Genomic DNA, 25236 nt, shown 5'->3' with positions numbered 1-25236 from the left:
CGTTTACTGGAGCCAGGGCGGCGCCGGTTCTTCGTCCTTGACCGTACCCCGCTCGGCGTCGGCCTTGGCCGCACGCCGGCGGGCTTCATCGATGCGCGCCGCGTCGATCTCGCGCATGACACCGTCAACGTCGGCACTGTGCTCGTCATCGGCGAACACCCCGGTCAACGGGCTTTCCGGCAACAGCTTGCCGGCCTGGTACAGGGCCCACATTTCACGGGCATAGCGCGTCTGCTTGAGCTCCGGGGCAAAACGGCCGAAGTAGGCGGCCATGTTGCCGACATCGCGCTCGAGCATGCTGAACGCGTGGTTGTTGCCAGCAGCGTCGACCGCTTGCGGCAGGTCGATGATCACCGGGCCGTCTGGCCCGAGCAGCACGTTGAACTCCGAAAGGTCACCATGGACCAGGCCGGTGCAAAGCATCAGCACGATCTGGCGAATCACGAAAGCGTGGTATTCGCGGGCTTGTTCAGGCTCCAGGTGTACGTCGTTCAGGCGCGGCGCGGCGTCACCATGTTCATCGGCGACCAGCTCCATGAGCAGCACGCCATCGAGAAAATCATACGGCTTGGGTACCCGCACACCGGCATTGGCCAGGCGGAACAACGCCGCCACTTCGGCGTTCTGCCAGGCGTCTTCTGCCTCTTTGCGGCCGAACTTGGAGCCCTTGGCCATGGCCCGGGCCTGGCGGCTGTTGCGTACCTTGCGGCCTTCCTGGTACTCGGCGGCCTGGCGGAAACTGCGCTTGTTGGCTTCTTTGTAGACCTTGGCGCACCGTAGCTCCCGACCGCAGCGGACCACATACACCGCAGCCTCCTTGCCACTCATCAGCGGTCGTAGTACTTCGTCGACCAGTCCATCTTCAACCAGCGGTTCAATGCGTTTTGGAGTCTTCATCGGTTTCTGTCGGGGGTCCTGTCTGGCCAAACACGGGATTGTTATAGGTCACAGGTTCTGCAACCTGCTTGTCGCTGAAGCAAGACCGCACTGCGTTGTAACGGCAATCAGCCTGACTTGCCATTCTTTTTCTGCCCGAAGGCGACCAAACGGTCACAAAATTCGGCAATTACCAATAAACACGGGGGATTTCCCCCAAGTAACACTTTATTTCCAGAGCACACGGCCGATGTAGTCTGCAGCAGACTCGTACGTTTACAAGAAAAATTCTGGAGCGCGGATGAACATAAAACAAAAACTGACCTGGGCCTTCGCCGTAATCGCCGGCTTGCCGGTGATTCTGGTCGCCACCCTGGTGGTCCTCAACCTGCGCAGTGAAGCCCGCGAAGGCTTCGTCGACGGCAGCAGCCGCGAGATCCGCCAGGTGGCCAACGCCATGCAACTGTTCTTCGAAGGCATCAGCCAGAACGTCGACTACCTGGCCACCCAGCCACTGGTCAGCGCTACCGGCGGCGAGGTGAAAAAGTACCTGGGCGCCGATGCCGCGCAAATCGCCCTGGGCGAGCATGACAAGAAACTCTACGACTTCTTTGCCAGCCTCGCCGCCAGTCATCCGGCCTACTCCTACGTGTCCTACGGTCTGAGCGATGGCGGTTACGCGTTCTGGCCGGGCGATGCGAAAATGGCCAACTACGACCCGCGCCAACGCCCCTGGTACCAGGCGGCCATGGCCACCCCGGGCAAGACCCTGCGCACCGACGCCTATTACTGGGCCGGCGATGACGCCGTGCTGGTGAGCACCGTGCGCGCTGTCGCCAACCAGCTCGGCAACCCCGGCGGCGTGGTCAACATCGACGTCTCGCTCAAGCAGCTGACCGAGATCGTCAAGCAGATCAAGCTCGGTGAAAGCGGCTACCTGATGCTGCTCGAAGACAACGGCAACGTGCTGGTCGACCCACGCGATCCGGGGCACAACTTCAAGCAGCTGGGCAGCCTCGGCGAGGGTTACGCGCAATTGGCCAAGGCCGGCAAGGGCCTGGTCGAAGTCGAGCTGGACGGCGAACGCTACATGGCCAACATCTGGCCTTCGGAGCAACTGGGCTGGAATTTCATCGGCCTGATCCGCCATGACGAAGTGATGCACACCGCCACCCAGCTGACCTGGCTGGTCGCCGCTATCGCCATCGTGCTGGCGGCGGTGTTCGCCCTGGTCGGTGCGACTTTTGCCAAGCTCATCGTGCGCCCGATCCACAGCGTCACCAGCGGCCTGGAAGGCATCGCCCAGGGTGAAGGCGACCTGACCCGCAGCCTGGAGGTGCGCGGGCGCGACGAAACCGCGCAACTGGCCAACTGGTTCAACCAGTTCCTGGCCGCGATCCGCAACCTGATCCAGAGCATCGGCCAGGCGGCGAACAAAATCCTCGCCACCTCCAGCAGCTCGACCCAGGTTTCCCATGACATGGCCGAAGCCGCCGGGCGCCAGCGCGAAGCGGTGGACATGGTCTCGACCGCCTTCCACGAAATGGTCGCCACCGCCAACGAAGTCGCCCGCTCCTGCAGCCAGGCCGCCGATTCCGCCGACAGCGGCCAGCAGCAGGCCCGCGAAGGCCAACAGCAGATCGACGCGGCAGTGCAAAGCGTTGATCGCCTGAGTCAGGAGATCGAACAGTCGGCGCAGTCGATGCAACAACTGGAGCGCGACAGCAATGCCATTCAGTCGATCCTCGGCACCATCCGCTCGATTGCCGAGCAAACCAACCTGCTGGCCCTTAACGCCGCCATCGAAGCTGCGCGCGCCGGTGAACAGGGCCGCGGCTTTGCCGTGGTCGCCGACGAAGTGCGGGCGCTGGCCAAGCGCACTGCCGACTCCACGGCCGAGATCGACCACCTGCTCGGCAACCTGGCCAACCGCACCAGTGAAGTGGCCCAGCAGATGCACGCCAGCCTGGAAGTGTCGCAACAGTCGGTCAGCCGTATCGGCCAGGCGCGCAACAGCTTCGGGCAGATCCGCGAGTCGGTGGACATCATCCGCGACATGAACACGCAGATCGCCACCGCCGCCGAAGAGCAGCACCAGGTGGCTGAGGACATCAACCGCCATATCAGCCAGATCCATGGTGATGCACAGCTGGTGGCGGAGCTGGCCAATTCGGCGCGCCAGGACTCGCAGAGCCTGGCCGGCTTGTCCAACGAACTGGATGCGCTGGTACGGCGCTTTCGCACCTGAGGGCTACAGGCGCAGCTCGCCCGGGGTAAAGCCGAACAGGCCCTTAAAGGCAGCGATGTAGGCCGAAGTGGAGTCATAACCGCAGCCCAGCGCGGCTTCGGTGACGCTCTGCCCAGCCTCCAGCGCAGTCAGCGATGACAACAGGCGCATGCGCTGGCGCCAGCCGCGAAAGCTCAGGCCGGTTTCGCGCTGGAACAGGCGCGTCAAGGTTTTTTCCGAGGTGTTCAGGCGCTGCGCCCACTGCGCGAGCGTCTGGCCCTGCTCGGGCTGTTCGAGCAGTTCGTTACACAGCTCGAGCAAGCGCGGGTGCTGCGGCAACGGCAGCGAAAAGCCCACCTCCGGCAGCGCCCGCAACTGGTCGAGCAACACCGCGACCAGCCGTGCCTCGGCGCTGTCGCCCTCGGCATAGTCCACCGGCAACAGGCAAAACTGCTTGATCAGCTCGCGGGCCAGCGGTGTCACCTCCAGCACCCGGCACTGCCCCGGGGCCCAGCTGGCTTCTTCGCGGCGAACATACAGGCTGCGCATCTCGGCCTGCATCGAGGTCAGCACCTCATGCTCGACTCCGGCCGGAATCCATACCCCCCACTGCGGTGGAGCAAAGTAGCTGCCATCGGCGGTATAGACCCCGAGCACGCCGCTGATCGCATACGAGAACTGCACCCAGTCATGCCGGTGGCGTGGCGTCCACGAGCCGGCACCGAGGCTTTCAGCGCGGGCGTACAGGGGCCGGGGCAAGCGCTCCAATTGGGGAATCGCCCGAGCGTTGAGTTTTTGTCCGTTACTCGGCATCAGTTGGCCTTATGTCGCAAGACGGTAAGCACTTGCCGAGCGTAGCCTCTGGGCTCGATGAATACAAAATGATTCGCAGGCCCGCCTATGCAAGCGCTCAAACACCTCAAACGCGTAGTAACCGACTGGTTCCTCTGCGGCATGTTCCTCGCCACCTTCCTCGCCTGGCTGTTCCCGCAGTTCGGCCGTAGCGGCGGAGCGCTGCATGCCGAGGTGGTGATCAATGTCGGCGTGTTCCTGGTGTTCTTCCTGCACGGCATCAACCTGTCCAGTGAACAGATCCGCCACGGCCTGAAGAACTGGCGCCTGCACCTGATGGTCCAGGGCTTTACCTTCCTGGTCTTCCCGCTGCTGTGGTGGCTGGGCAATAAAGTGCTCGGCAGCCAGTTGCCGGCGCTGCTGATGCTGGGTTTCTTCTATCTGTGTGCCCTGCCCTCAACCATTTCCTCGTCGGTGGCACTGACCGGCAGTGCCGGCGGCAACGTGCCGGCGGCGATCCTCAATGCCAGCCTGTCCAGCGTACTGGGGATATTCCTCACCCCCTGGCTGGTGAGCCTGGTGCTCGGCAGCGGCAGCGACGGCATTGATCTGGGCGCAACCCTGCTCGACCTGTGCGCACTCCTGTTGCTGCCGCTGCTGCTCGGCCAGTTGCTGCGGCCCTGGTTGGGGCGCTTTTTCGCCCGGCACAAGCGCTACACCAATGTCATGGACAAGCTGGTGATCCTGCTGCTGGTGTATGCGGCGTTCTGCAACTCGATGGTTTCGGGCATGTGGCAGCAGCAAGGCGCCCCGGTAATCGCCATGGCCCTGGTGGGCAGCGCCGTGCTGCTGGGGTTGATTCTGCTGCTGACCACCCGCACCGCGCGGGCCCTGAACTTCAGCCCGGCGGACGAGATTGCGGCGGTATTCTGTGCCAGCAAAAAATCCCTCGCTGCTGGCGCACCGATGGCCGCGCTGATTTTCGCCGGGCACCCGGGGCTGGGGCTGATCCTGTTGCCGATCATGATCTACCACCCGTTGCAGCTGATCGTCTGCTCGATCATGGCCGAGCACTACGCCAGTCGCCCGCCCCGGCAAGCCAGCCCGGCGGCGCTGGTCAACGCTCGATGATCGCCGTTACCCCCTGACCGCCGGCGGCGCAGATCGAGATCAGGCCACGGCCCTTGCCGGCATTGGCCAGCAGCTTGGCCATGTTGGCCAAAATGCGCCCGCCGGTGGCGGCGAAGGGATGCCCGGCCGCCAGCGAACTGCCCTTGACGTTGAGCTTGCTGCGGTCGATTGAGCCCAGTGCGGCATCCAGGCCCAGACGGGTCTTGCAGTACTCGGGGTCTTCCCAGGCCTTGAGGGTGCACAGCACCTGCGCGGCAAAGGCTTCGTGGATTTCGTAGTAGTCGAAATCCTGCAGGCTCAGGCCGTTGCGCGCCAGCAAGCGGGGCACGGCATAGGCCGGGGCCATCAGCAGCCCTTCATGGCCTTTGACGAAATCCACTGCGGCGGTTTCGCCATCGACCAGATAGGCCAGCACCGGCAAGCCGCGCTCGCGGGCCCAGTCTTCACTGCCCAGCAGCACCACCGAGGCGCCGTCGGTCAGCGGTGTGGCGTTGCCGGGTGTCAGCGTGCCCTTGTCGCTGCGCTCGAACACCGGCTTGAGGCTGGCGAGTTTCTCCAGGGTCAGGTCCGGGCGCAGGTTGTTGTCGCGGGTCAGGCCCAGGAACGGGGTCAGCAGGTCGTCGTGCCAGCCTTCGGCAAACGACGCGGCCAGGTTGTGGTGGCTGCGCAGGGCCAGTTCGTCCTGATCCTGGCGGGGGATGTGCCAGGTCTGCGCCATCAGCTCGCAGTGCTGGCCCATGGACAGGCCGGTGCGCGCTTCGCCATTGCGCAGCAACTCCGGCTTCAGATGCCCGGGGCGCAGGTGCAAGAAGGCCTTGAGCTTGTCGGCGGTGCTGCGCGCGCGGTTGGCTTGCAGCAGTATCTGGCGCAGCCCTTCATTGACCGCAATCGGTGCATCGGAGGTGGTGTCGACGCCTCCGGCAATGGCGCTGTCAATCTGCCCCAGAGCAATCTTGTTGGCCACCAGCAGCGCCGTTTCCAGCCCCGTGCCACAGGCCAGTTGCACGTCGTAGGCCGGGGTCTGCGGCGATAGCCGCGAGCCGAGCACGCTTTCGCGGCTGATGTTCATGTCACGCGAATGCTTGAGCACCGCGCCGCCCACCACCTCGCCCAAACGCAGGCCATGCAGGCTGTAGCGCTCGATCAGCCCTTCGAGGGCAGCGGTGAACATTGCCTGGTTGCTGGCCTTGGCATAAGGGCCGTTGGAGCGGGAGAACGGAATTCGATTGCCGCCAATGATCGCGACCCGGCGCAATGAGCGCATACGTAACATCCTCTTTTACGAAACGGTCCGCTACAGCGTAGGTGTTTTTTGCCCAGTCGAACGACCAATGGCCAATCATGGTCCACACTTTGAAGCTATTTCAGGGAGAACCGCACATGAGCGACCGCTATATCGACTTCGCCAACTCCGACCTTGGCCGCCGTCTGGTAGGTGCCGTCGGCCTGCCCAGCCCGGCGCGCCTGGAACGTTGGCAAGCCGGCCGCCTGCGGCCGATCGAGGGCGCCCTGCTGCTCGGTGGCGGGTCGCTGGCAAAGACCGTCGAAACCTTCGCCAAGCGCCTGACCGATGAGTTGTACAGCTTTGCCAGCCCCGACCTTGAGGCCAGCGAATGGGTGGCAGGCTTGGGGCCCAAGCTCAAGGCGGTGGTGTTCGATGCCAGCGAACTGGACGATATCGACCAGCTCAAGCAATTGCGCGAATTCTTCCAGCCGCTGCTGCGCAGCCTGGCGCCCAGCGCCCATATCGTCATTCTCGGCCGCGCCCCGGAACAACTCGATGACCCGCTGGCGCAGGTTGCCCAGCGTGCCCTCGAAGGCTTCAGCCGCTCGCTGGCCAAGGAACTGCGCGCCGGTGGCACCCTGCAACTGTTGTATGTGAACGAAGCGGCCGAAGATCAGCTCGAAGGCGCCCTGCGATTCTTTCTTTCGCCCAAAAGCGCGTTCATCTCCGGCCAGGTCCTGCGCCTGGAGGCCTGCGGCACAGCGGTCCAGGACTGGAGCCGGCCGCTGGCCGGGCGCAAGGCGCTGATCACCGGCGCCGCCCGTGGCATCGGTGCGGCGATTGCCGAAACCCTGGCCCGCGATGGCGCCGAAGTGATCCTGCTCGATGTACCGCCGGCCAAGGCCGACCTCGAGGCCCTGGCCGCGCGCCTGGGCGGGCGCAGCCTGGCCCTGGACATCTGCGCGACGGACGCCCCGGCACAATTGCTTGAAGGACTGCCCGACGGCATCGACATCGTCGTGCACAACGCCGGCATTACCCGCGACAAGACCCTGGCCAACATGACCCCGGAATTCTGGGACTCAGTGCTGGCGGTCAACCTCAAGGCCCCGCAACTGCTGACCCAGGCGCTGTTCGACAGCGGCGCCCTGCACGACAACGCACGTATCGTGCTGCTCGCTTCAATCAGCGGCATCGCCGGCAACCGTGGCCAGGCCAATTACGCCGCCAGCAAGGCCGGGCTGATCGGCCTGGCCCAGGCCTGGGCACCGAAGCTGGCCGAGCGCGGCGCCAGCATCAACGCCGTGGCCCCCGGGTTTATCGAAACACGCATGACCGCGGCAATTCCCTTCGCCCTGCGCGAGGCCGGCCGGCGCATGAGTTCGCTGGGCCAGGGCGGCCTGCCGGAGGATGTCGCCGAAGCGGTGGCGTGGCTGGCGCAACCGGGCAGCGGCGCGGTCAATGGCCAGGTGCTGCGGGTTTGCGGCCAAGCCGTGATGGGGGCCTGAACATGAGCCGCACATGGATCGAGTTGGGCAGCACGGCGGCGCTTTCCGGGCTGTACCTGCGCGCCGCGCGCAAGCGCAAGATCAGCGGCGACCGCCTGCCCGGCACTGGCTTGCGCTGCCACTTGAGCGTCGACCCGCAGCAGCTTGAGGCTTACCGCAAACTCTGCCATTTCAGCGACGACGGGCGCCTGCCGCCGACCTTCCCGCATGTCATGGCCTTCGCCCTGCAGATGCAGTTGCTGACCGCAAAGGACTTTCCCTTGCCGCTGCTGGGGCTGGTGCACCTGGACAACAGCATTCGTGTGCTGCGCCCGCTGGGCGGCATCAGTCGCCTGCGTTTCAGCGTGCATGTAGAGAACCTGCAGCCCCATGAAAAAGGCGCCACCTGCGACCTGATCACCGAAGCCGAAGACGGCCTCGGCCTGATCTGGTCCGAAACCAGCCGCATGCTCTGCCGAGGGCTGAAACTGAGCGGCGACGCGCCTGCGGTAGACGAGCCCGAAACCCTGCCCTTGAGCGAACTGACCCGCTGGTACGCCGACAGCGATATCGGCCGGCGTTACGCCAGGGTCTGCGGCGACTACAACCCGATCCACCTCAGTGCCGCCAGCGCCAGGCTGTTCGGCTTTCCTACCGCCATTGCCCATGGCATGTGGAGCAAGGCCATGGCCCTGGCCGCCTTGCGCGGGCACCTGCCGGTCAGTGGCTATGAGATAGGGGTGGGCTTCGTTAAACCGGTGCGCCTGCCCAGCGAGGTGATCCTCAATGCCAGCCCGGCCGTGGCCGAGGGCCAGTTGCAGCTCGACGGCCATGGCGAGCTGGTGCACATGCGCGGCGCCTGGCAGCCACTGAGCTGACAGCGCCCTCTTGCGTTGCGACGGCGCCCGCCTGAAGCTATGCCGCTTGAGGAGAGCCCCGATGAATTTGCAAGAACTGACCGAACGCCTGCACCGCATCCGCGACAACAACGACTGGCGCGGCTTTCACAGCCCGAAGAACCTGGCCATGGCCGCCAGCGTCGAGATGGCCGAGCTGGTGGAAATATTCCAGTGGCTGACTGAAGACCAGTCGCGCCAGTTACCGCCCGAGCAGCTGGAACACGCCGGCCAGGAAGTCGGCGATATCGTCCTCTACCTGTTGCTGCTGTGCAGCGAGCTGGGCCTGGACATGGAGCAGGTGGTCAGAAGCAAACTGGCCGACAGCGAAAGGCGTTTTGCCCAATGAACGACCGTCACTTCGATGAGCTGGCGACCCGTTTTGCCGAAAAAATCTATGGCGGTGCCAAAGGCGCGATCCGCCTGGCAGTACTCCAGGCGGACCTCGCCGAAGCGCTCCCTGATCGCCCGCTGCGGGTACTGGATATCGGCGCGGGCCTGGGTCATATGTCGCTGTGGCTGGCCCAGCGCGGGCACCAGGTGACTCTGGCCGAACCCGCCGCGCCGATGCTCGACGGCGCCCGAGAGCGCTTTGCCAAAGCCGGCCAGCAAGCCACCTTCATCCAGGCACCGTGGCAGGACCTGCTCGGCCAGTTGACCGAGCCTTATGACCTGGTGCTGTGCCACGCGGTACTGGAATGGCTGGCCGAACCTGAGGCCATCCTGCCGGTGCTGCATCAATTGACCCGCACCGATGGCCTGCTGTCGTTGGCGTTCTACAACCGCGACGCGCTGGTGTACCGCAACCTGCTCAAGGGCCATTTCCGCAAGTTGCGCAGCAACGAGCTGGCCGGTGAAAAGCAGAGCCTGACCCCGCAAAAACCACTTGATCCACGCACGCTCAAGGCGCAACTTGAAGGCTTGTGGCAGGTCGAAAGTGAAAGTGGCGTGCGGGTTTTCCACGACTACATGCCCCGCGATTTCCAGGCCAAGGCCGAGCTGCTCGACCTGCTGGAAATGGAACTGGCGCATCGTCGTCACCCGGCCTTCGCCGGCCTGGGCCGCTACCTGCACTGGATCTGCCGACCGCGCTGAAGCGCACCCGCCGGGAGGGTGACATGCCGTACCGTTTGACCCTGGGCTTGCTGTGCCTGGCCCTGGCCGCCTGCCAGGGCAGCAACCCGTATGTGGCCAGCTCCCGCCCGTTGCCCCCGGCCCCCGCACAGGCCGCCACGACCTTCGATGCCAGCGCCTACCCGGCCGCGCCGCGTGACTACGCCCGCTACCGCAGCTGGGCCTGGCTCAACGGCCAGTTGCCGGCGGGCAGCACCTATGCAGAGCCTGCACAGCTGGCCGATGCGGTCAGCAACGCCCTCGACCAGCGCGGCCTGCGCCCGGCGCGCAATGGTCAGGCAGGCGACCTGCTGGTGAGCGCCGACCTGCGCCTGGAACGGCGCCTGCGCCAGGTGCGCGAAGACTACTACCCCTACGACAACTACCCCTATGGTGGTTACGGCGGTTACGGCAGTTTTGGCCGCTATCACAATGGCTACGGGGCCTACGCCAGCGTGCCGCTGGTGCGCACATACGAGGTCGAAGTGATGGTGGTGCACGTCGAGCTGTATGACGCCCGCGACGGCCAGCCAGTCTGGAGCGCCAGCGCCGAGACCGCCAGCCAGGACTCCCAGGGCAAGCGCGCGGACGCGGTGCGCGAATCGGTGCAAAAGGCCCTGGCCAGCTATCCTCCCAGTTAAAGGTAATCGGAGAACCATCATGTTGCGCCGCCTCGCTTTACTCTCGCTCGCGCTGCTGCTCGGCGCCTGCCAGAGCAACAATGTCACCCAGGATTTCGACGCCAGCCGCGACTTCGCCGCTTACCGCAGCTGGGCCTGGCAGGAGCCGGGGCTGCAATACCGCCCGGATGACCCGCGGATCAAGAGCGACCTCACCGAACAACGCATCCGCCAGGCGGTGGCCGGCCAGCTTGACCAGCGTGGCCTGCGCCCGGCCCAGGGCAACAGCCGCCCGGACCTCAAGGTGCAGTCCTACCTGATCGTCGAGAACCGCCAGCAACAAGTCACGACCAATTATGGCGGCGCCTGGGGTGGCTATTGGGGCGGCTACTGGGGTGGGCCGATGTACAACGAAACCCGCAGCGTCGACTACAAGGTGGCAACCATCCAGGTCGACCTGTTCGACGCCCGCGACGGCAAGCTGGTGTGGCGCGGCAGTGCCGAGCAGATCATGAACAACTACCCGCCAAGCCCGCAAGAGCGCAACTCGGCAATCCAGAACACCGTCGCCAAGCTGATGGGCAACTACCCGCCACGCTGAACCCCACCCGCCAGTCGCCATGCAGGCGACTGGCCATTATCTTGTCTACACTCCTTTGCACTGCTGCTGCCCCGCGCGGCCTTGGGCCGGCAAAGGAGTGCTCGTGTCTACTCGCTTTCCAGCACGGCAACGTGGCGCCATCGGCTTGATCGCCGCCCTGACCCTGGGCATGGCCTTATTGTTCGGGCTGTTGGTGGTCGACAGCGGGCGGCTCTACCTGGAGCAGCGCAAGTTGCAGCGGGTGGTCGATATGGCGGCACTGGAGGCAGCCGGGCAAAGCGCCGTGTGCAGCGGCCCCGGGCCCCAGGCCGCGGCCCTGGCCCAAACCAGCGCCAGCCGCAATGGTTTTACCCTGGCCGAAGGGCGAACCCTGGCCACCGCTTGCGGCACCCTGCAGACCGGCGTCGACAGCCTGCGCCGTTTTACCGTCAACCCCGCACGCAACGATGCGATCAGGGTTATCGCCCAGAACAGCGTGCCCACCAGCATCGCCGCCGGGGTGCAGGCGCTGGTTCGCGGCAATACCCTGCCTACCACCACCAACCTCACGGCCCAGGCCGTGGCGGCGACGCCGAAGCCACCCTTGGCCGTATTGCGCATCCGTACAACCCTGGCCGACATCGACTCACGCAAGTCGGCATTGCTCAATGCCCTGCTCGATCCGTTGGGTGGGCGGGTGCAACTGGATGCCCTGGGCTGGCAAGGCTTGGCCAACACGGATATCAACCTGCTCAAGTACCTGGACCAACTGGCAATTAACGTCAGTGTACAAGCCGGCAACTACGACGAGCTGCTGGGTAAGCAGCTGTCGGCCACGCAACTGATCCAGGCGGCAATCGACGTATTCAAACAAGGCAGCAACACTGCCATCGACGTCGCCACCAACCTGGGCAAGCTCACCGTCGCCACCGATGACAACCGCGTGCTCAAGCTCAACGAAATCCTCGATATCCAGGCCGGCACCGCCAAGGCCGGGCTGGACACCAGCCTGCAATTGCTGCAACTGGTGCAAGGGGTGATCCTGCTGGCCGACAAGTACAATGCCGCTTCGGTCGAGTTGCCCTTCAATGCCCTGGGGCTGGTCAGCGGCAAGGTGCAGATCAAGGTCATCGAGCCGCCGCGAATTTCCGCCATCGGCAATCCGCAGACCGACGACATCAGCGTGCAGACTGCACAGATCCGCACCCTGGTGTCGCTGAATACGCCCGTAGTCGATACCCTCGGTGGCATCGTCACGGAAGTGCTGAAGCTGGCCGCACCGCTGACCAATATCCTTAACAACCTGCTGCACCTGAACCTGCTGGGCACCGTACAGTCCCTGACCTGCGCACTCGGCGTGCCGTGCAAGGTCAGTGACATCGAAGCCCTGAGCAAAGCTGCGCGCATTGATATCAGCATCGACACGGTCAAGGCGACCAGCCGTGTCAGCGCCTACCGCTGCAGCCCCGACAAGCAATTGACTGCGTCAACCGACAGCGCGGCAGCCACGGTCACCATCGGCAAGATCGACAACCCGGCGACCTTCTTCAGCACCGGTAGCGGCACGGTCACCCCGATCCCGCTGATCGATATCGGTACCAACATCTGCACCAGTGTGCTCGGGCTGTTTCCCAAATGCGCAACCCGGGTGCCCTGGGTAGGCGGGGGCGTGGGCATCAAGCCGGATCCGCTGCAGGTACTGTCACGCCACGAGAACCTGCTGTTCAGTGGCGCCAACCTGCCGGAGATCGGCAAGCCTGCGCCTTACCTGAGCATGCAACCGATCAACGTGGTGCAAAGCCTGAGCACCACCATCGATACCCTTCCTTTGCAGGTCTACAAACCACAGAACGGTGATGTGCTGGGCGAGATCCTCAGTGTTGCCAGCAGCGTGCTGACCGGGGTGACGAATATCCTCAAACCGATGATCAAGAACCTGCTCAGCCCGCTGGTCGATCCCCTGCTCAACGCCTTGCTCAAGGTCCTCGGCATCGACCTGAACACGGTCGAGGTCAGTGCCAACCTGACCTGCTCCAGCTCCCGCGCTCAACTGGTGCTGTAGACCGGCAACTCGATACAGAACCGCGCCCCCAGCTCGGCGTTCTCGACACTCAGGCTGCCGCCCATGGTGTCGATGATGCCGTAGCTCACCGACAGCCCCAGGCCAGTGCCAACGCCCACCGGCTTGGTGGTGAAGAACGGCTCGAAGATGCGTTCGAGCAAACGCGGCTCGATGCCGCCGCCGTTGTCCTCGACCAGCAACCGCACCTGCCGGGCATCCTGCTCCAGCCTCACGGCAATCCACGGCTGCAGCTCGCGGTGCTGCTCGCGTCGGGCCAACAGGGCATCGCGGGCGTTGACCAGCAGGTTGATCAGCACCTGTTCCAGCTGATCCTGATGACCACTGACCTGCACCTGCTGCCCAGGTGCCTGCACATGCAATTCCACGCCCTTGCCGCGCAAGCCGTCGGCCAGCAACGACAGGGCGCCCTCCACCGCCTGCCAGGGCACGAACGGTTGCTGCTCAAGCTCCGAACGCCGACCGAACACGCGCATGTGGTCGACTACTTTGGAGGCGCGCAGCACCTGGGCATCGATACGTTTTAGTTTGTCTTGCAGGTAGTCGACCTCGGCGTTGCCGTTTTCCAGACGCTTGAGCGCATTGACCACGGCCATGCGCATGACGTTGAGCGGCTGGTTGATCTCATGGGCAAGGCCGGTGGCCATTTCGCCGAGGGTGGCCATTTTCGCGCTTTGCAGCAGTTGCTGCTGGGTGCGCCGCACTTGCGTGTTGTCGCGGCCCACCGCCTGGATTTCCTGCAACTGGCCGTGCTCGTCGAACAACCCGCGATCAGACCACAACCACCAGGCATGCTCGCGCCCTGGCAGTTGCAGGCAGATCTCGGCGCTGCTCACCGGCTGCTCCGGGGTCAAGCCCGCCAGGCGTTCGACAAAGGCCTGGCGCTGGGTCGCGGACAGCCACTGGCCGAGGTTCACGCCGGCCAGTTGCGCGGGCGGGCATTCCAGGTAATCAGCCAAAGGCTGATTGCCGAACACCAGGCTCAGGTCCGGCCGGTAGCGGCAGATCATCGCCGGTGAATCCTCGACCAACACCCGATAGCGCTCCTCGCTCTGGCGCATTTTTTCCGTAGCCTCGGTGGCCTCGCTGACGTCCAGCCAGATGCCCACCACCTCCACCGGCAAACCGAGGTCATCGCGCAGCAGGCGCGCTTCATCCAGTACCCAGTGATAACCGCCATGCTGATCACGCAGGCGATAGCGGCTGCGGCTCTGACCGTGCTGCAAGAGCATCCGCGTGCGCTCCAGCCACAGCAGCTGATCATCGGCGTGCAACCACTGCCCCGGTTGCAGGGGCTCGCCGGCCAGCGGCTGCCAGCCGAGCATCGGCGTCAGGCTGGCGCTGCAGAACTCGGTGAGCAAGGCGCCCTCGGCGTAGCGCTGGATGTAGATCACCGCTGGCGAGCTGGCGATCAGGTTTTCCAGGCGCGCCTGGGCAGCGCTGGCCTGCAGCTGTTGCGCCTTGATATCGCTGATGTCGAGCATAAAACCCTGCACCCGGCGATTGCCGCCGCTGCCGTGCACCTGGCCGCACAAGCGATACCAGCGCGGCTGCGCCTGGGTGCTGTGGTCGAGCAGGCGCAGGCTCAGTTGCAAGGCGCAGCCCTGGCGCTGCAGCTCGGCAAACGCCAGCTGGACCGCCTCGCGGTCTGCCGGGTGCACGCGGCTCAGCCATTGGTTCAGGGTAAGCGCCGCCGGAACGCCCAGGCTCTGGGCCAGTGCCGGGTCCAGATGCAACTGCGGCTCGTCCAGACGCCATTGCCACCAGCCGGCCCCCAACTGCAGCTGCAGGCTGTCCAGGCGCTCGCTCTGCTGGTGCAACTGGTGCGCAGCCAGGCGAGCGAGCAGTGGTTCGACAAAGGCGGCGGCGACCAGCAGGGCATCCTCGGCCTGCAGCACCTCTTGCGGCTCGATGCAGATCAGCCAGGCCTGGTTGACCTGGCCCTGGGCAAACGCCAACAGGTAAGTCGCCAGCCCTGGAAACAGGGCCTGTAGCGCGGGCTCACTGGCACTGCTGAGCATGCTCGCCGGCAACTGCCGATCGAGCAACGGCGCAAGCTGTTCGTCACGCAGCCAGTGCAGCGCATCGCCACTGCAGGCGTAGATCTGCCAGCCCTGCTCGGTTTGCACCAGCACTCCCGCGCCACGGGCCCGCCAGTGGCGTACCAGCCAGTTGAGCTGTTCTTCGGCCACCGCTTGCAGGCGTTCGATGCTGCAGGCGCGCAAGGCGCAGGCCAGGTGCGCAGTCAGGTGTTGCTGGCGCTCGGCAGCCAGGGCTTGCTGGCGGTGCAGCAACAGGTCGCCGATATCGAATAGTTGCAACAACCAGCCATCGCCCTGGGCTTGCAACCAGCCGCGGGTGTGCAAGGTGTGGCCACCGGCCGCCTTGAAGTCCAGTTCCAGAAGCTGCCCCTGCCAGTCTGCCGGCTCGCCTTCGAGCACCAGCAGGCTGTAGGGCTGCACGTAGTCGTGCAGACGTACCCCGGCCTGGGTCGGCAGCGCCAGCGCCGCGCGCAGCGGGCCGGCCTGGCGCAACACCCTGGCCGCGCCATCGAGCCACAGTTGCAGGCCCACCGCCGGCACCTCGGGGGCTTGCGCCACGGGTTCTTCGACCGGCGCCGCGCGCCCGCGCCAGCGCTCGAACAGGCTTTGCCCGCCACTCACAGCTGCAGGCTCGCTTCGGCCTTGAGGCTGTCGGGCAGGCGCGGCACCTCACCGATGCCCGGCAGTTTCAGTACCGGCAATACCGCGGTCAGTTTGCTCTTGGCGTAGTTGATCTTCACCGTCAGCAGCTTGCCCGGGGTAAGGACAACCGTGGCATCGCTGTTGACCTTGAAAGCCAACGGCGCTGGCATCCACGCCAGTTGCTCGCCGAGCACGCGCTTGGCCAGCGCCTCGACATCAGCGCCGTAAGTGGCGCTGGCAGGATCCAGCGCCACACAGCGGCGTACCGCTTCACTGCTGGCTTGGTTGAACGATTGCAGCATCAGCATCGGCAGACCGTAGCTGACCACCCCGTAGAAGACCGCGAAGAAGATCACGAATACCGCGACAAACTCGAGGGCTGCCGCGCCTTTTTGCCGCTTGCACAGGCTTGCTTGCATGATCGCGTCTACCCTGACAGTGACACCTGAAAGACAGCATAGAATCATTCACCACAAAGGGATGGCCTTTCGCCAATGCAAAGCATTGTTCTGCTGCTGTGGCTTGCCTTGTGCTCTGAACAAGATCTGCGCGAACGCCAGATCGCCAATACCCTGACCCTCGGCGCCGCCGCCTGCGCCCTGGGCTACCTGTTCGTTACCGGACACACCTGGATTGGCGCCGACGCCAGTGAAGGCGGCCTGGCGCTGGCCATCGTCATGCTGCTGACCCTGCCCGGCTACATGCTTGGCCGCCTCGGCGCCGGCGATGTGAAATTACTCGGTGCCCTGGCCCTGGCCACTGATCGCATGCACCTGTTGGGGACATTTATCGGTGCCGGGGTCGCAGTTGTCGCCTGGCTGCTCAGCCGCCGTTGGCTGTGGTCCCTTTTAAGTCAGAAGGTTAAGAACCGTCTGAAGCAATTGAGCGAAGAATCGTCAAAAAAACAGCCGTTCGCGCCATTCCTGCTAGTCGGTTTTCTACTGGCGGCGGTCTGGATCAATTAGCCGAATACCGCACGCAAAAGGATGTACAAACCTTGTACATAGTCAAAAAGTGCGACTACTTTCTAGTGTGTGCCAGGAATGGATCCAGGCTCGACCTGGCCGCGGGAACACCAAGGCGAATAGCGCAGGGAGTTGCATGTGAGCAAGCCAGTCAGTGAGTTGAAGGTGCTGGTCGTGGACGACCAGCCACTGATAGTCGAAGAGTTGTGCGAATTTCTCCAGGGCAGCGGCTACCGTTGCCTGCCCTGTCATTCCAGTACCCAGGCCATCGAGCAGTTCAGTGTCGATCAGGAGATTGCCCTGGTGGTGTGCGACCTGCACATGCCCGACTGCGATGGCCTCGAACTGATGCGCGCGCTCAAGGCCATTGCCGGGCCGCAGCGTCAGTTCGAAGCGATCATGCTCACCGGGCGCGCGGCCAAGCAGGACGTGATCAAGGCGCTGCGCGAAGGCTTTGCCGACTACTATCAAAAACCGGTCGACCTCAACGAGCTGCTTGAAGGGGTACAACGCCAGGAGGCCGCCGTGCTGGAGCGGCGCCGCAGCTACCAGCACCTGGGTGACCTGAACCAGAAACTGCAGTTTCTCGCCGAGTCGATCGACGATCTCTACCAGGACCTGGACAAGGCCCGCGGGCTCGGTGCGCACCGGCGCGCCAGCGATATCGAGCCGGAAGCTGAAAGCGACAACCTGCCAGCGCTGTTCGACAAGTTGTCACCGCGCCAGCTGGACGTGGCCAAACTGGTCAGCAAGGGCAAGACCAACTACCAGATCGCCTGCGAACTGGGCATCACCGAGAACACCGTGAAACTCTACGTGTCGCAGGTGCTGCGCCTGACCCACATGCACAACCGCACCCAGCTGGCGCTGGCGTTATCACCCGGCTCCTCGCCCCTGCATCAGCGAGTCACGGCGCACTGAGTGCGCTTTGGCGGCTGAGTCACTTGTCGGACGCACCGGTACTTTCCCAGCGGTAGAAGTCCGGGATCACATATTTGTAGCTGTCCAGCCAGCGCTGCATGCTCTGGTCGCGCTCCTTGGGCGTGGCCGTCTGCGGGATCTTCGAGGCTTCAAGGTTGCGTGCCTGTAGCTGCAGCCAGGCTTCGGTGGTTTGCTGGGCCTTGGACGAAGGCCCGCCCTCCAGCGCCAGGGCGGCCAGGGGTAGTGCGCTGAGGGCAAGCAGGAGCAATGACCTGTTCATCACGACCTCACTGTTGGGTGACGCTTGAGGCTTCTGGGGTAACCACCGCGACCTGGTCGGTCCGCGCCGCGGGTTTCTTCAGTTGCTCGGCGCGCGCCCGGGCTTCACTGAATTGCGCCGGCGTCAGGCGCAGGCGGCTGACCAGGTCGGCAGCCTGCTGGAATTTGTCCTGGTACAACAGCAGGCTCACCAGGTTGACCGCCGCCAGGGCGTTGTTGTCTTTGAGCTCGATGGCGGTAAGGAACTCGAAACGCGCTTGCTCGACATTGCCCTGGTTCAGGTAAACCACGCCGAGGTCGTTGCGCACCTTTTCGTCGGTCGGCGCCAGGCGCACCGCGCGCAGCAAATGGCGCTGGGCCTGGAGGTTGTCACCCCGGGCCGCTGCCAGTTGCCCCAGGCCATGCTCGCCTTCTGCCGCCAGGCAACCACCTAGCAGGCTGCGGTATAACGGTTCGGCTTCGCTGCGCCCGAGCAGGCGCGACACCCGGGCCTTGCGCAAGCGCACCTGGGCCATGTCCGCCGGCAACGCCTCAAGGTGCGCCAGGCTGGCATGCGGGCGGCCCTCGGCGAGCATCTCGTCGGCCATGCTCAAGGCCAGCTCCTGGGCCGAATCCGGCTTGCTGCAACTGACCGGCATACCCGGCAAGGCCAGCCACTGTGCGCCGTCCTGAGTGGTACAGCCAGCGAGCAGCGCCAGGCTCATGATCACCATGACTGCTTTCATGCACATCCCTCCGCTCATGAACCCAAGGCCTTGGCCAACGCTGTGAAACCGGGCCCTGCCAACACAATCAGCAAGGCCGGAAACAGGAACACCATCATCACTATCGACATCTTCCCGGACATCTTCGAAATTCGCTCCTGCATGCGCGTCAGGCGCCGGTCATCGAGCAGTTGCTTGAGTGCCAGCAACGACTTCATCGCCCCCCCGCCCTGGCTCAGCAGTTGCTGGAGGATCACGCAGCTGTCGCTGAACTCATCGACGCTGAGCAATTGCGCGGTTTTTTCCAGCTCCGGGGCCAGGGCCAGGCCGGAGTCGACCCGCAGCAGAATCACTCGCAGTTCCTCACTCAGCACCGGCAACAGTTGCCGTGATTCCTGGCTCAGCACGCGCAAGGCTTGCTCCACTGCCAGGCCCGATTCGAACAGGATTCGCAGCAGCGGAATAAAGGTCGACACCTCCCGGGCCACCTGCTGCTGACGGCGCGCCGCCGCCCAGGCCAGCAAGCGCTTGGGCAACAGGTAACCGGCGCCCATGGCGCACAGCGGCAGTACCAGCCACGGGGTCTGGCTGGTGTGGTACAGGGTTTCCTGCGCGATCACTCCCAGGCCCAGCGCCAGAAGCGGCGCCCCCACCTGGCAGGCAGCGAACAGCGCCCGTTGCCGGCTACGCCGCCAGCCGATGCGATCAAGCAGCAAACGTGTCTCGCCGTCCAGATTCAACGAACGCTGGCCCAGGCGGCTGGCGCCGAGCTGCTGCAGCCAGTTGCCCAAGCGGTTGTCCGCGCCCAGCTGGCCCTGCAAGCGCTGGGCGACCAGGCGCTGACGATGCCGCTGGCGCAGGAACTGAGCCAGCAGCAAGGCAAAGGCGGCAAACAGCATCAGGGCACTGAGCAACAGGGCCATTTCAGATACTCCGCAACATGCGCCACAGCGCCAGGCAGCCCAAGGCCTGCAGGAGGAAGGCCCCGAGCAGGAGGAACTGGCCGTTGCTGTCGCGCCACATGGTCAGCAGATAGTTGGGATTGCTGATCAGGAAGTAACCGGCCATGCCCACCGGCAACAGGCCCAGGACCATAGCCGTCATGCGCGTTTCGCCGGTCATGGCGCGCAACTGCCGCGCGCCCTGCTCGCGTTCGCGAATCAGTTTGATCAGGTTCTCCAGCAGCTCGCTGGCGTTGCCGCCATAGCGATGGTTGATACGCAGGCCCAGGGCAAACAGGCGCAGTTCGTCCTGGTCATACAACTCGGCCAGTTCAGCCATGGCATCGTCGAGGCTGACGCCCATCTGCACATTGCGCCGCACCCGTTGCAAGGCGCCGTGCAACGGCTCGCGGGAAGCATCGATGGCACCGAGCACGGCATCGCTGAGGGTGCGCCCGGCCTTGAGGCTGCGCACGCTGTGATCGAGCAGCACCGGCAGTTGCTCGATCATCCGTTGCAGCCGCTGCCGATAGCGCCAGCCCAGGTACAACCAGGCCAGCAGCGGGCCGATGAGCAACAGGCCGAGACCTGCCACCCAGCCCACGACCCGCCCGGTCAACAGCGCGGCCAGCAGCCAGAGGGCCAGCCAAAGCCACAACAGCTCGTTACGCCGCTCGATACCGGCACGCTGCAGCAGGCGGTCCAGCCAGTCGTGCCCGACCGGCGCCAGCGCAGCGGCTTGCTCGACCTGACCCAGACGCCGGAGGATGCGCTCCTGGGCAGACTTGCGCATGCCGCGGTAGAACAGGTGCACCGACAAGCCGAGCAAGGCCAGGCAAATCAGCCCGAGGAGCGCGGCGATCACGGCTGCGGCTCCGAGTAATCGCGGCGCAGCTTGTCGCCGGCCGGGTTCGGCGCTTCGCGCAAAAAGCCTTCGCCCGTGCGCCGATCGAGCCGGAACAGGGTATTGGTGACGTACACGTCATCACGCACCCCGACCACCTCCAGCACCTCGCTGACGCAGCGGCGGCCATCGGCCAGGCGGGTCAGCTGGATGACCACATCCAGCGCCGCGCAGATCATCTGCCGCAGGGTTTTCTCGGCCACCTGGCGACCGGTCAGGCCGACCAGGGTTTCCAGGCGCAGCAAGGCATCCTGGGCAGTGTTGGCATGCACGGTACTCATCGAACCATCGTGGCCGGTGTTCATCGCCGTCAGCACATCGAGCACTTCGACGCCGCGAATCTCGCCAAGCAGAATACGGTCGGGGCGCATCCGCAGGGCGTTGCGAATCAGCTCGCTGGCCTTGATCTCGCCATGCCCTTCGGCATTCGGCGGACGGGTTTCCAGGCGCACCACGTGCGGGTGATCGAGCTGCAGTTCGGCCACGTCCTCGATGGTCACCAGGCGTTCATGGGGGCTGATCAGCTGACTGAGGATATTGAGCAGGGTGGTCTTGCCGGTGCCGGTACCGCCGCTGACCAGGATGTTGCAGCGCCGCGCCACCGCCAGCTGGATGAAGTCGAGCATGCCCTGGTCGATGGTGCGGGTGGCCAGCAGGTCGGCGCTCTTGAGCATGTCCTTGCGAAACTTGCGGATCGACAGGCACGGGCCGTCGAGCGCCACCGGCGGGATGATGGCATTGACCCGGCTGCCATCGGGCATGCGCGCGTCGACCATCGGCGAGGACTCGTCCAGGCGCCGCCCCAGGGGCGCAAGAATCCGCTGCATGACCCGCTCGACATGATGGGCATCGATAAAACGCAGGTCGGTCTGTTGCAGCACCCCGGCCCGCTCGATGAACACCCGGTGCGGGCCGTTGACCAGGATCTCGGTGACGCTGGCATCGCGCAGCAGCACTTCCAGCGGGCCGAAACCGGTCAGCTCGTCGACGATTTCCTCGGCCAGGCGTTCCATCTCGTAGCGCGACAACGCCAGGTGCAGGCGGGCAATGTAATCGCCGACCTGCTCCACCACGAACTGCGCCAGGGCCGGGCGTGAACCTTCGAGCAGGTTGCGGCCGCTGTCCTCGATGGCGTCGATGATGTAACGGTGCAGGGCGCGTTTGAGCGCCTGTGGGTCGGCCCCCAGGTTATGCCGTGGGCCACCGAACAGCTCGTCGCCGCTCACTTGTGCCCCCACAGCCAATTGAGCCAGGTGGCGACAACCGGCGGGTTGTTTTCCGAGCGCCGCGCCAGGCGTTCACCGAGGCTTTTCAGCTGTTGCGTAAGCGGCTCGCGTGGCGCCAGCTCGAACAGGGTCAGGCCCTGGTTCTTGGCATTCAGGCGCACCTCCGGGCTATAGGGCAAGACCCGCAGAACCGGCAGGCCGTAGCGCTTGCCCAGGGCCTCGGAGTCCGGAGCGACGTTGCGCAGGTAACGGTCGACCAGCAGGCTTGCGTGTTCAAGCTTCATGCCCTTCTCGCGCCACTGGGTCAGCACTTCGAGGTTGCGCCGGCAATCGAGGACGTTCTGGTCGGTGTACCAGATCAGCTTGTCGCAGTGGCTGACGAAGGTGCGCAGGGCTTCGCTGTCAGCCTGGCCGGTGAGGTTCACGACGATGTGCTGAAAGTGCTGGCGCAAGGCGCTGAGCAGCATGTACAGCTCTGCCGCGCTGGTGCGCTCCAGCGGCTCGTCGGTCTCGGCATAAGCCAGCAGGCGCAGGCCTGAGCTTTCGCGGGTGAAGGCACTGTCGATCAGGGTGTTGTCGAGCCGGCGCAGGTGGCGCAGGGCATCGCCGAAATGAAACGAGGCTTCCAGGCCGAGCAGCGCCAGGCTGTCACCCCGCGGCAGGCCAAGGTCGAGCAGCAGGGTCTGCTGGCCGCTGGTCTGCACCACCCGCGCCATGTGCGTGGTCAGCAAGGCGCCGTCGGCGGCGCACTGGGCCCCATAGAGCACGGTCAGCCCGCCCAGGCTGGGGTTGCTGGTCACCGGCGGCAGGCGTTTGCTCAAGCGCCGCACCAAGCCTGCGACTTCGCTGGAACGCGAGCCGTAGGCGACAAAATCCCGCGCCCCGGCACGCATGGCGTTGAGCACCAGTTGATTGTCCATGCCATCGCCGAGGGCGACGATCGCCAGCATCGGCTTGGCTTCCAGTACACCCTCGATCAGCGCGCACTGGTTGACCACCTGCTCACGGTCAAGGCCGACGAACACCAGGCTGGCGAAGGTGACATCGACCAGCGCCAGCAACTCGTCAAGGCTGCCGCTGCCGGCACCGACTACCTGCCCCAGCGGCGCCAATGCGCCCTGCAACCACTGCAGGTCGCCATCGTTGCGGGTGATGGCAAGGAAGGTCTGGCTCAGGCTTTCACTCATTGGGATAACCCGCTGCGACGTTCAAAGTCGCCGTTTTCCAGAAAGAACAGCCGGCCCCAGCTCGGGTCGTAGTTACGCAGGCCCTCACCCGGCAGCGACGGTAACTGGGCATCGGCCGCCAGCGGCTGGACCAGGTGCGGGGTAACGATCATCAGCAGTTCGGTCTCGTCGCGCTGCACCGAGGACTGGCGAAACAGCGCGCCAATGATCGGCAGGTTGCCAAGGCCTGGAAACTTGTCGACGGTCGAGCGCGACTGGCTGCTGATCAAGCCACTGATGACGAAGCTCTCGCCATCGGCCAGGGAGATGCTGGTGTCGGTACGCCTGACGGTCAGGCCGGGCACCTGGGTACCGGCGATATTCACCGCCTTGTTGTAGTCCAGTTCACTGACTTCCGGCGCCACTTTCAGCAGGATGCGATTGCGGCTGACCACGGTGGGCGACAGGGTCAGGCGGATACCGAACTCCTTGTATTCGATCGAGACACTGTCGCTGCCGCTGCTGGGCACCGGGATGGGGATCTCGCCGCCGGCCAGGAAACTTGCGGTCAGGCCGCTGAGCACCACCAGGCTGGGGCGCGCCAGGGTGTAGGCGAAACCGCTGGTTTCCAGGGCATTGATCGCGGCCAGGAAGCGACTGCTGCCACCGCCCCAAATGATGTTGAACACGCCGTTGTCCAGGGGAATGTTCGGCGCTCCGGGCACGGTGGGCACCTGCCCCGGGCTTACGGTGGTGTTCGGCACGGTGCTCGGTGAGCCGATCAGGGTGTTGTTGGAGCCCTTGAAGAACAGCCGCGCGCCGGCCTCCTTGTACTTGGTGCGGTTGACTTCGACAAAGCGGATATCGGCCTGCACCTGGCTGGGCAGCAGCGGATCTTCGGACGGCGGCAGCGCACTGGCAGCCATCTCGCTGCTGGCAATGCCCTTGACGAACACCATGGCCTGGCGCGGTGTCTTGGCGCAGGCAGTCCACAGCATCAGGCTGGTGGCGCCGGGGCCGACCGCCGTCAGCAGCACCGCGTCAGTGCCACTGGCATGTACGTCGGCAATCTTCGGCTCGCCAATCGCCGCGCGGGTGATTGCCACCGGCAGGCGCAACTCCTGCTGCAGGCCCTGATCGATCTCGATGACGCCCGGCACCTGCTCCAGCGCCGCGCAGCCGGACGCCGCCATCGCCGTTGGGGCGAGCGGCACTGCGCACAACAGGGCGCAGAGCATCTGCTTGATTACCCGCTCGGAACGACTGCTCATTGAAGGGCATCCTTGCTTGGTCAGGGGGTTGGCGTGTTGGCTTGATTACCGCGGATGATTTCCATGCCGCGTGGCGGCGCTGCGCTGGCCACAGGTCGGGCGGCCGGTACCTGGGCGAGCTGGCTGAAGCGATAGAGTTCACGGTTGGCGTTGTCGACGGCCTTGGCGCTGGCATGCGGGTCAGTCCAGTACTGGGCCAGGCGCTTCTCCTCGGCGCTGCGTACCGCCAGGCGCAGACTGCCGGCCTGAGCGGCCAGCAGCAGGCGGCTGGCCAATGCCTCGGGGACCGCCAGCACCACAGTGCGCACCGGGTTGCGCTGTTGTTCCTGACGAGCCTTGTCATCCATGGGCGCCTCGGCAGGCTGGCCATCGTTGGCCAGGCCCATCTGCGCACCGACACTGAGCAGGCGCAAGGCCGGCAACACTACCTGGGCCGAGGCTTGCGGGTTGCTGTTGTCTTCACGCAGGAACACCAGCACATCGACATAGTCACCCGGGCGCAGTTGCCCGGCGGCGCCGACCACTTCGTCCACCGCCACCGCCAGCGCCCGCTCACTGGGGTGAATCATCCGTGCCAGCGGGCCACCGGCCTCGAAGCTGCCCTGCTCCAGCCAGGTGCCGGCGCTCAAGGCGCGCCAGCTGCTGCGCCCGAGCACTTGTTCAAGGGTCTGGAAACTGCCCGGCGGCGCCACCTGCAGGCGTTCGATCAGCAGGTCTTCGGCCACCAGCGGGGTATATGCACTGACATCGCGACGCAGGACGACAACCGGCTTGCGCAGTTCGTCTGTTGCTTCCGTGACCACCCGGGTCACCGGAGCCTGCGCGGGTTCGACGGCGGCTGCCGGCGCCGGCTCGCTTGGCGGCTGGCTGAGCATCAGCCCCCAGTAGCCGGCCAGCAGCGCACCGATCAAAAAGAGGCCTGCAAGGATGATGGTAATGCGACTGCTCATGCTGGCCCTCCTTCTCCCCAAGCTGTCCTTCAGGCTCACTTTTGTGAAATGGCCCACAGCACTGCAGTCGGAAACAACTATTTCGCTATTTGACGGTAGCGCAGCTAGGACAAAATGCCATTACCCGTCAGATTTTTTTCCGTCGCAAAGCCGACACCCCCATAAAACAACAGCTTATTGGCGTCGGTATTTGGCTAT

At 64.8% G+C, this 25236-nt stretch carries 24 protein-coding genes and 1 pseudogene; 12 read left to right on the top strand and 13 right to left on the bottom strand.

Features of this window, described 5'->3' with window-relative positions:
* Window positions 1-3: 3 nt before the first annotated feature.
* Complete coding sequence (locus LOY54_RS03085) at window positions 4-897, bottom strand: PA4780 family RIO1-like protein kinase (protein WP_045197075.1); 894 nt, start codon at window positions 895-897, stop codon at window positions 4-6.
* 280 nt (window positions 898-1177) lie between these two features.
* On the opposite strand from LOY54_RS03085, the pseudogene LOY54_RS27525 reads away from it, so the two are divergent.
* Both LOY54_RS27525 and LOY54_RS27520 read left to right on the top strand, forming a co-directional pair.
* Window positions 1178-2266: pseudogene (locus LOY54_RS27525) on the top strand (cache domain-containing protein); the annotation flags it as partial.
* Window positions 2267-2356: 90 nt separating this feature from the next.
* Window positions 2357-3124, top strand: a complete 768-nt coding sequence (locus LOY54_RS27520) for a methyl-accepting chemotaxis protein (protein WP_404944413.1) — start codon at window positions 2357-2359, stop codon at window positions 3122-3124.
* 3 nt (window positions 3125-3127) lie between these two features.
* Here the strand turns inward: LOY54_RS27520 and LOY54_RS03075 are convergent, their stop codons facing one another.
* On the bottom strand, window positions 3128-3916 hold the full coding sequence (locus LOY54_RS03075) for a helix-turn-helix transcriptional regulator (protein ID WP_213602537.1): 789 nt from the start codon (window positions 3914-3916) through the stop codon (window positions 3128-3130).
* Between the two features lie 87 nt (window positions 3917-4003).
* Between LOY54_RS03075 and LOY54_RS03070 the strand changes: the two genes are divergently transcribed.
* A complete protein-coding gene (locus LOY54_RS03070) occupies window positions 4004-5026 on the top strand; it encodes a bile acid:sodium symporter family protein (protein WP_258609225.1) in 1023 nt (340 codons plus the stop codon).
* Here LOY54_RS03070 and LOY54_RS03065 read toward each other — a convergent pair.
* Window positions 5013-6290, bottom strand: coding sequence for an acetyl-CoA C-acetyltransferase (locus tag LOY54_RS03065; RefSeq protein ID WP_258609224.1), 1278 nt, complete (start codon window positions 6288-6290; stop codon window positions 5013-5015). The two genes, LOY54_RS03070 and LOY54_RS03065, sit on opposite strands and share 14 nt — an antisense overlap.
* Window positions 6291-6406: 116 nt before the next feature.
* Here LOY54_RS03065 and LOY54_RS03060 point away from each other — a divergent pair, with 116 nt between their 5' ends.
* The 7 genes from LOY54_RS03060 (at window position 6407) to LOY54_RS03030 (ending at window position 13009) form a co-directional block, all read left to right on the top strand.
* Window positions 6407-7759, top strand: a complete 1353-nt coding sequence (locus LOY54_RS03060; RefSeq protein ID WP_093376441.1) for a 3-oxoacyl-ACP reductase — start codon at window positions 6407-6409, stop codon at window positions 7757-7759.
* A gap of 2 nt (window positions 7760-7761) precedes the next feature.
* On the top strand, window positions 7762-8616 hold the full coding sequence (locus tag LOY54_RS03055) for a MaoC/PaaZ C-terminal domain-containing protein (protein ID WP_258609222.1): 855 nt from the start codon (window positions 7762-7764) through the stop codon (window positions 8614-8616).
* Between the two features lie 61 nt (window positions 8617-8677).
* Window positions 8678-8983 carry a MazG-like family protein gene (locus tag LOY54_RS03050; protein WP_258609220.1) on the top strand — a complete coding sequence of 102 codons (306 nt, stop codon included), beginning with the start codon at window positions 8678-8680 and terminating at the stop codon, window positions 8981-8983.
* Window positions 8980-9729, top strand: coding sequence for a methyltransferase domain-containing protein (locus LOY54_RS03045; RefSeq protein ID WP_258609215.1), 750 nt, complete (start codon window positions 8980-8982; stop codon window positions 9727-9729). Before LOY54_RS03050 ends, LOY54_RS03045 begins: the two co-directional genes overlap by 4 nt.
* Before the next feature lie 23 nt (window positions 9730-9752).
* On the top strand, window positions 9753-10388 hold the full coding sequence (locus LOY54_RS03040; RefSeq protein WP_045197059.1) for a DUF4136 domain-containing protein: 636 nt from the start codon (window positions 9753-9755) through the stop codon (window positions 10386-10388).
* 19 nt (window positions 10389-10407) lie between these two features.
* Window positions 10408-10968, top strand: a complete 561-nt coding sequence (locus tag LOY54_RS03035; RefSeq protein WP_093376454.1) for a DUF4136 domain-containing protein — start codon at window positions 10408-10410, stop codon at window positions 10966-10968.
* A 103-nt stretch (window positions 10969-11071) separates the two neighbouring features.
* Entirely contained in the window at window positions 11072-13009 is a 1938-nt protein-coding gene (locus LOY54_RS03030) for a pilus assembly protein TadG-related protein (RefSeq protein ID WP_249744380.1), read from the top strand.
* On the opposite strand, the gene LOY54_RS03025 is transcribed toward LOY54_RS03030, so the two are convergent.
* Together LOY54_RS03025 and LOY54_RS03020 are read right to left on the bottom strand one after the other, a co-directional pair.
* Window positions 12994-15690 carry an ATP-binding protein gene (locus LOY54_RS03025; RefSeq protein WP_213602549.1) on the bottom strand — a complete coding sequence of 899 codons (2697 nt, stop codon included), beginning with the start codon at window positions 15688-15690 and terminating at the stop codon, window positions 12994-12996. The two genes, LOY54_RS03030 and LOY54_RS03025, sit on opposite strands and share 16 nt — an antisense overlap.
* Window positions 15687-16130: a TadE/TadG family type IV pilus assembly protein gene (locus LOY54_RS03020; RefSeq protein ID WP_213602551.1), complete on the bottom strand. Its 444-nt coding sequence runs from the start codon at window positions 16128-16130 to the stop codon at window positions 15687-15689. The genes LOY54_RS03025 and LOY54_RS03020 overlap by 4 nt, the downstream gene beginning before the upstream one ends.
* Window positions 16131-16205: 75 nt before the next feature.
* Between LOY54_RS03020 and LOY54_RS03015 the strand changes: the two genes are divergently transcribed.
* Together LOY54_RS03015 and LOY54_RS03010 are read left to right on the top strand one after the other, a co-directional pair.
* Complete coding sequence (locus LOY54_RS03015) at window positions 16206-16676, top strand: prepilin peptidase (protein ID WP_045197051.1); 471 nt, start codon at window positions 16206-16208, stop codon at window positions 16674-16676.
* A gap of 138 nt (window positions 16677-16814) precedes the next feature.
* A complete protein-coding gene (locus LOY54_RS03010) occupies window positions 16815-17597 on the top strand; it encodes a response regulator transcription factor (protein WP_045197049.1) in 783 nt (260 codons plus the stop codon).
* Window positions 17598-17616: 19 nt separating this feature from the next.
* On the opposite strand, the gene LOY54_RS03005 is transcribed toward LOY54_RS03010, so the two are convergent.
* Genes LOY54_RS03005 through cpaB form a run of 8 tightly spaced genes read right to left on the bottom strand, consistent with a single transcriptional unit; the run spans window position 17617 to window position 25038 of the window.
* Window positions 17617-17877: a DUF3613 domain-containing protein gene (locus LOY54_RS03005; RefSeq protein WP_045197046.1), complete on the bottom strand. Its 261-nt coding sequence runs from the start codon at window positions 17875-17877 to the stop codon at window positions 17617-17619.
* Window positions 17878-17884: 7 nt separating this feature from the next.
* The gene (locus LOY54_RS03000; protein WP_258609203.1) at window positions 17885-18601 is read right to left on the bottom strand and encodes a tetratricopeptide repeat protein; all 717 of its coding nucleotides are present in this window, start codon (window positions 18599-18601) and stop codon (window positions 17885-17887) included.
* Window positions 18602-18615: 14 nt separating this feature from the next.
* Window positions 18616-19503, bottom strand: a complete 888-nt coding sequence (locus LOY54_RS02995; RefSeq protein WP_258609202.1) for a type II secretion system F family protein — start codon at window positions 19501-19503, stop codon at window positions 18616-18618.
* A gap of 1 nt (window position 19504) precedes the next feature.
* Complete coding sequence (locus LOY54_RS02990) at window positions 19505-20386, bottom strand: type II secretion system F family protein (RefSeq protein ID WP_195885601.1); 882 nt, start codon at window positions 20384-20386, stop codon at window positions 19505-19507.
* Window positions 20383-21651, bottom strand: coding sequence for a CpaF family protein (locus LOY54_RS02985; protein ID WP_093376477.1), 1269 nt, complete (start codon window positions 21649-21651; stop codon window positions 20383-20385). The genes LOY54_RS02990 and LOY54_RS02985 overlap by 4 nt, the downstream gene beginning before the upstream one ends.
* Window positions 21648-22838, bottom strand: coding sequence for a pilus assembly protein (locus LOY54_RS02980; protein WP_258609199.1), 1191 nt, complete (start codon window positions 22836-22838; stop codon window positions 21648-21650). The genes LOY54_RS02985 and LOY54_RS02980 overlap by 4 nt, the downstream gene beginning before the upstream one ends.
* A complete protein-coding gene (locus tag LOY54_RS02975; protein ID WP_258609197.1) occupies window positions 22835-24088 on the bottom strand; it encodes a type II and III secretion system protein family protein in 1254 nt (417 codons plus the stop codon). Before LOY54_RS02975 ends, LOY54_RS02980 begins: the two co-directional genes overlap by 4 nt.
* A gap of 20 nt (window positions 24089-24108) precedes the next feature.
* A complete protein-coding gene (gene cpaB, locus LOY54_RS02970) occupies window positions 24109-25038 on the bottom strand; it encodes a Flp pilus assembly protein CpaB (protein WP_258609195.1) in 930 nt (309 codons plus the stop codon).
* Window positions 25039-25236 lie beyond the last annotated feature (198 nt).

Origin of the sequence: Pseudomonas sp. B21-032, from assembly GCF_024748965.1 — a bacterium.
Taxonomy (GTDB): domain Bacteria; phylum Pseudomonadota; class Gammaproteobacteria; order Pseudomonadales; family Pseudomonadaceae; genus Aquipseudomonas.
The sequence above is the reverse complement of the archived record's forward strand: the minus strand, read 5'-3'. Positions and strand labels throughout refer to the sequence as shown.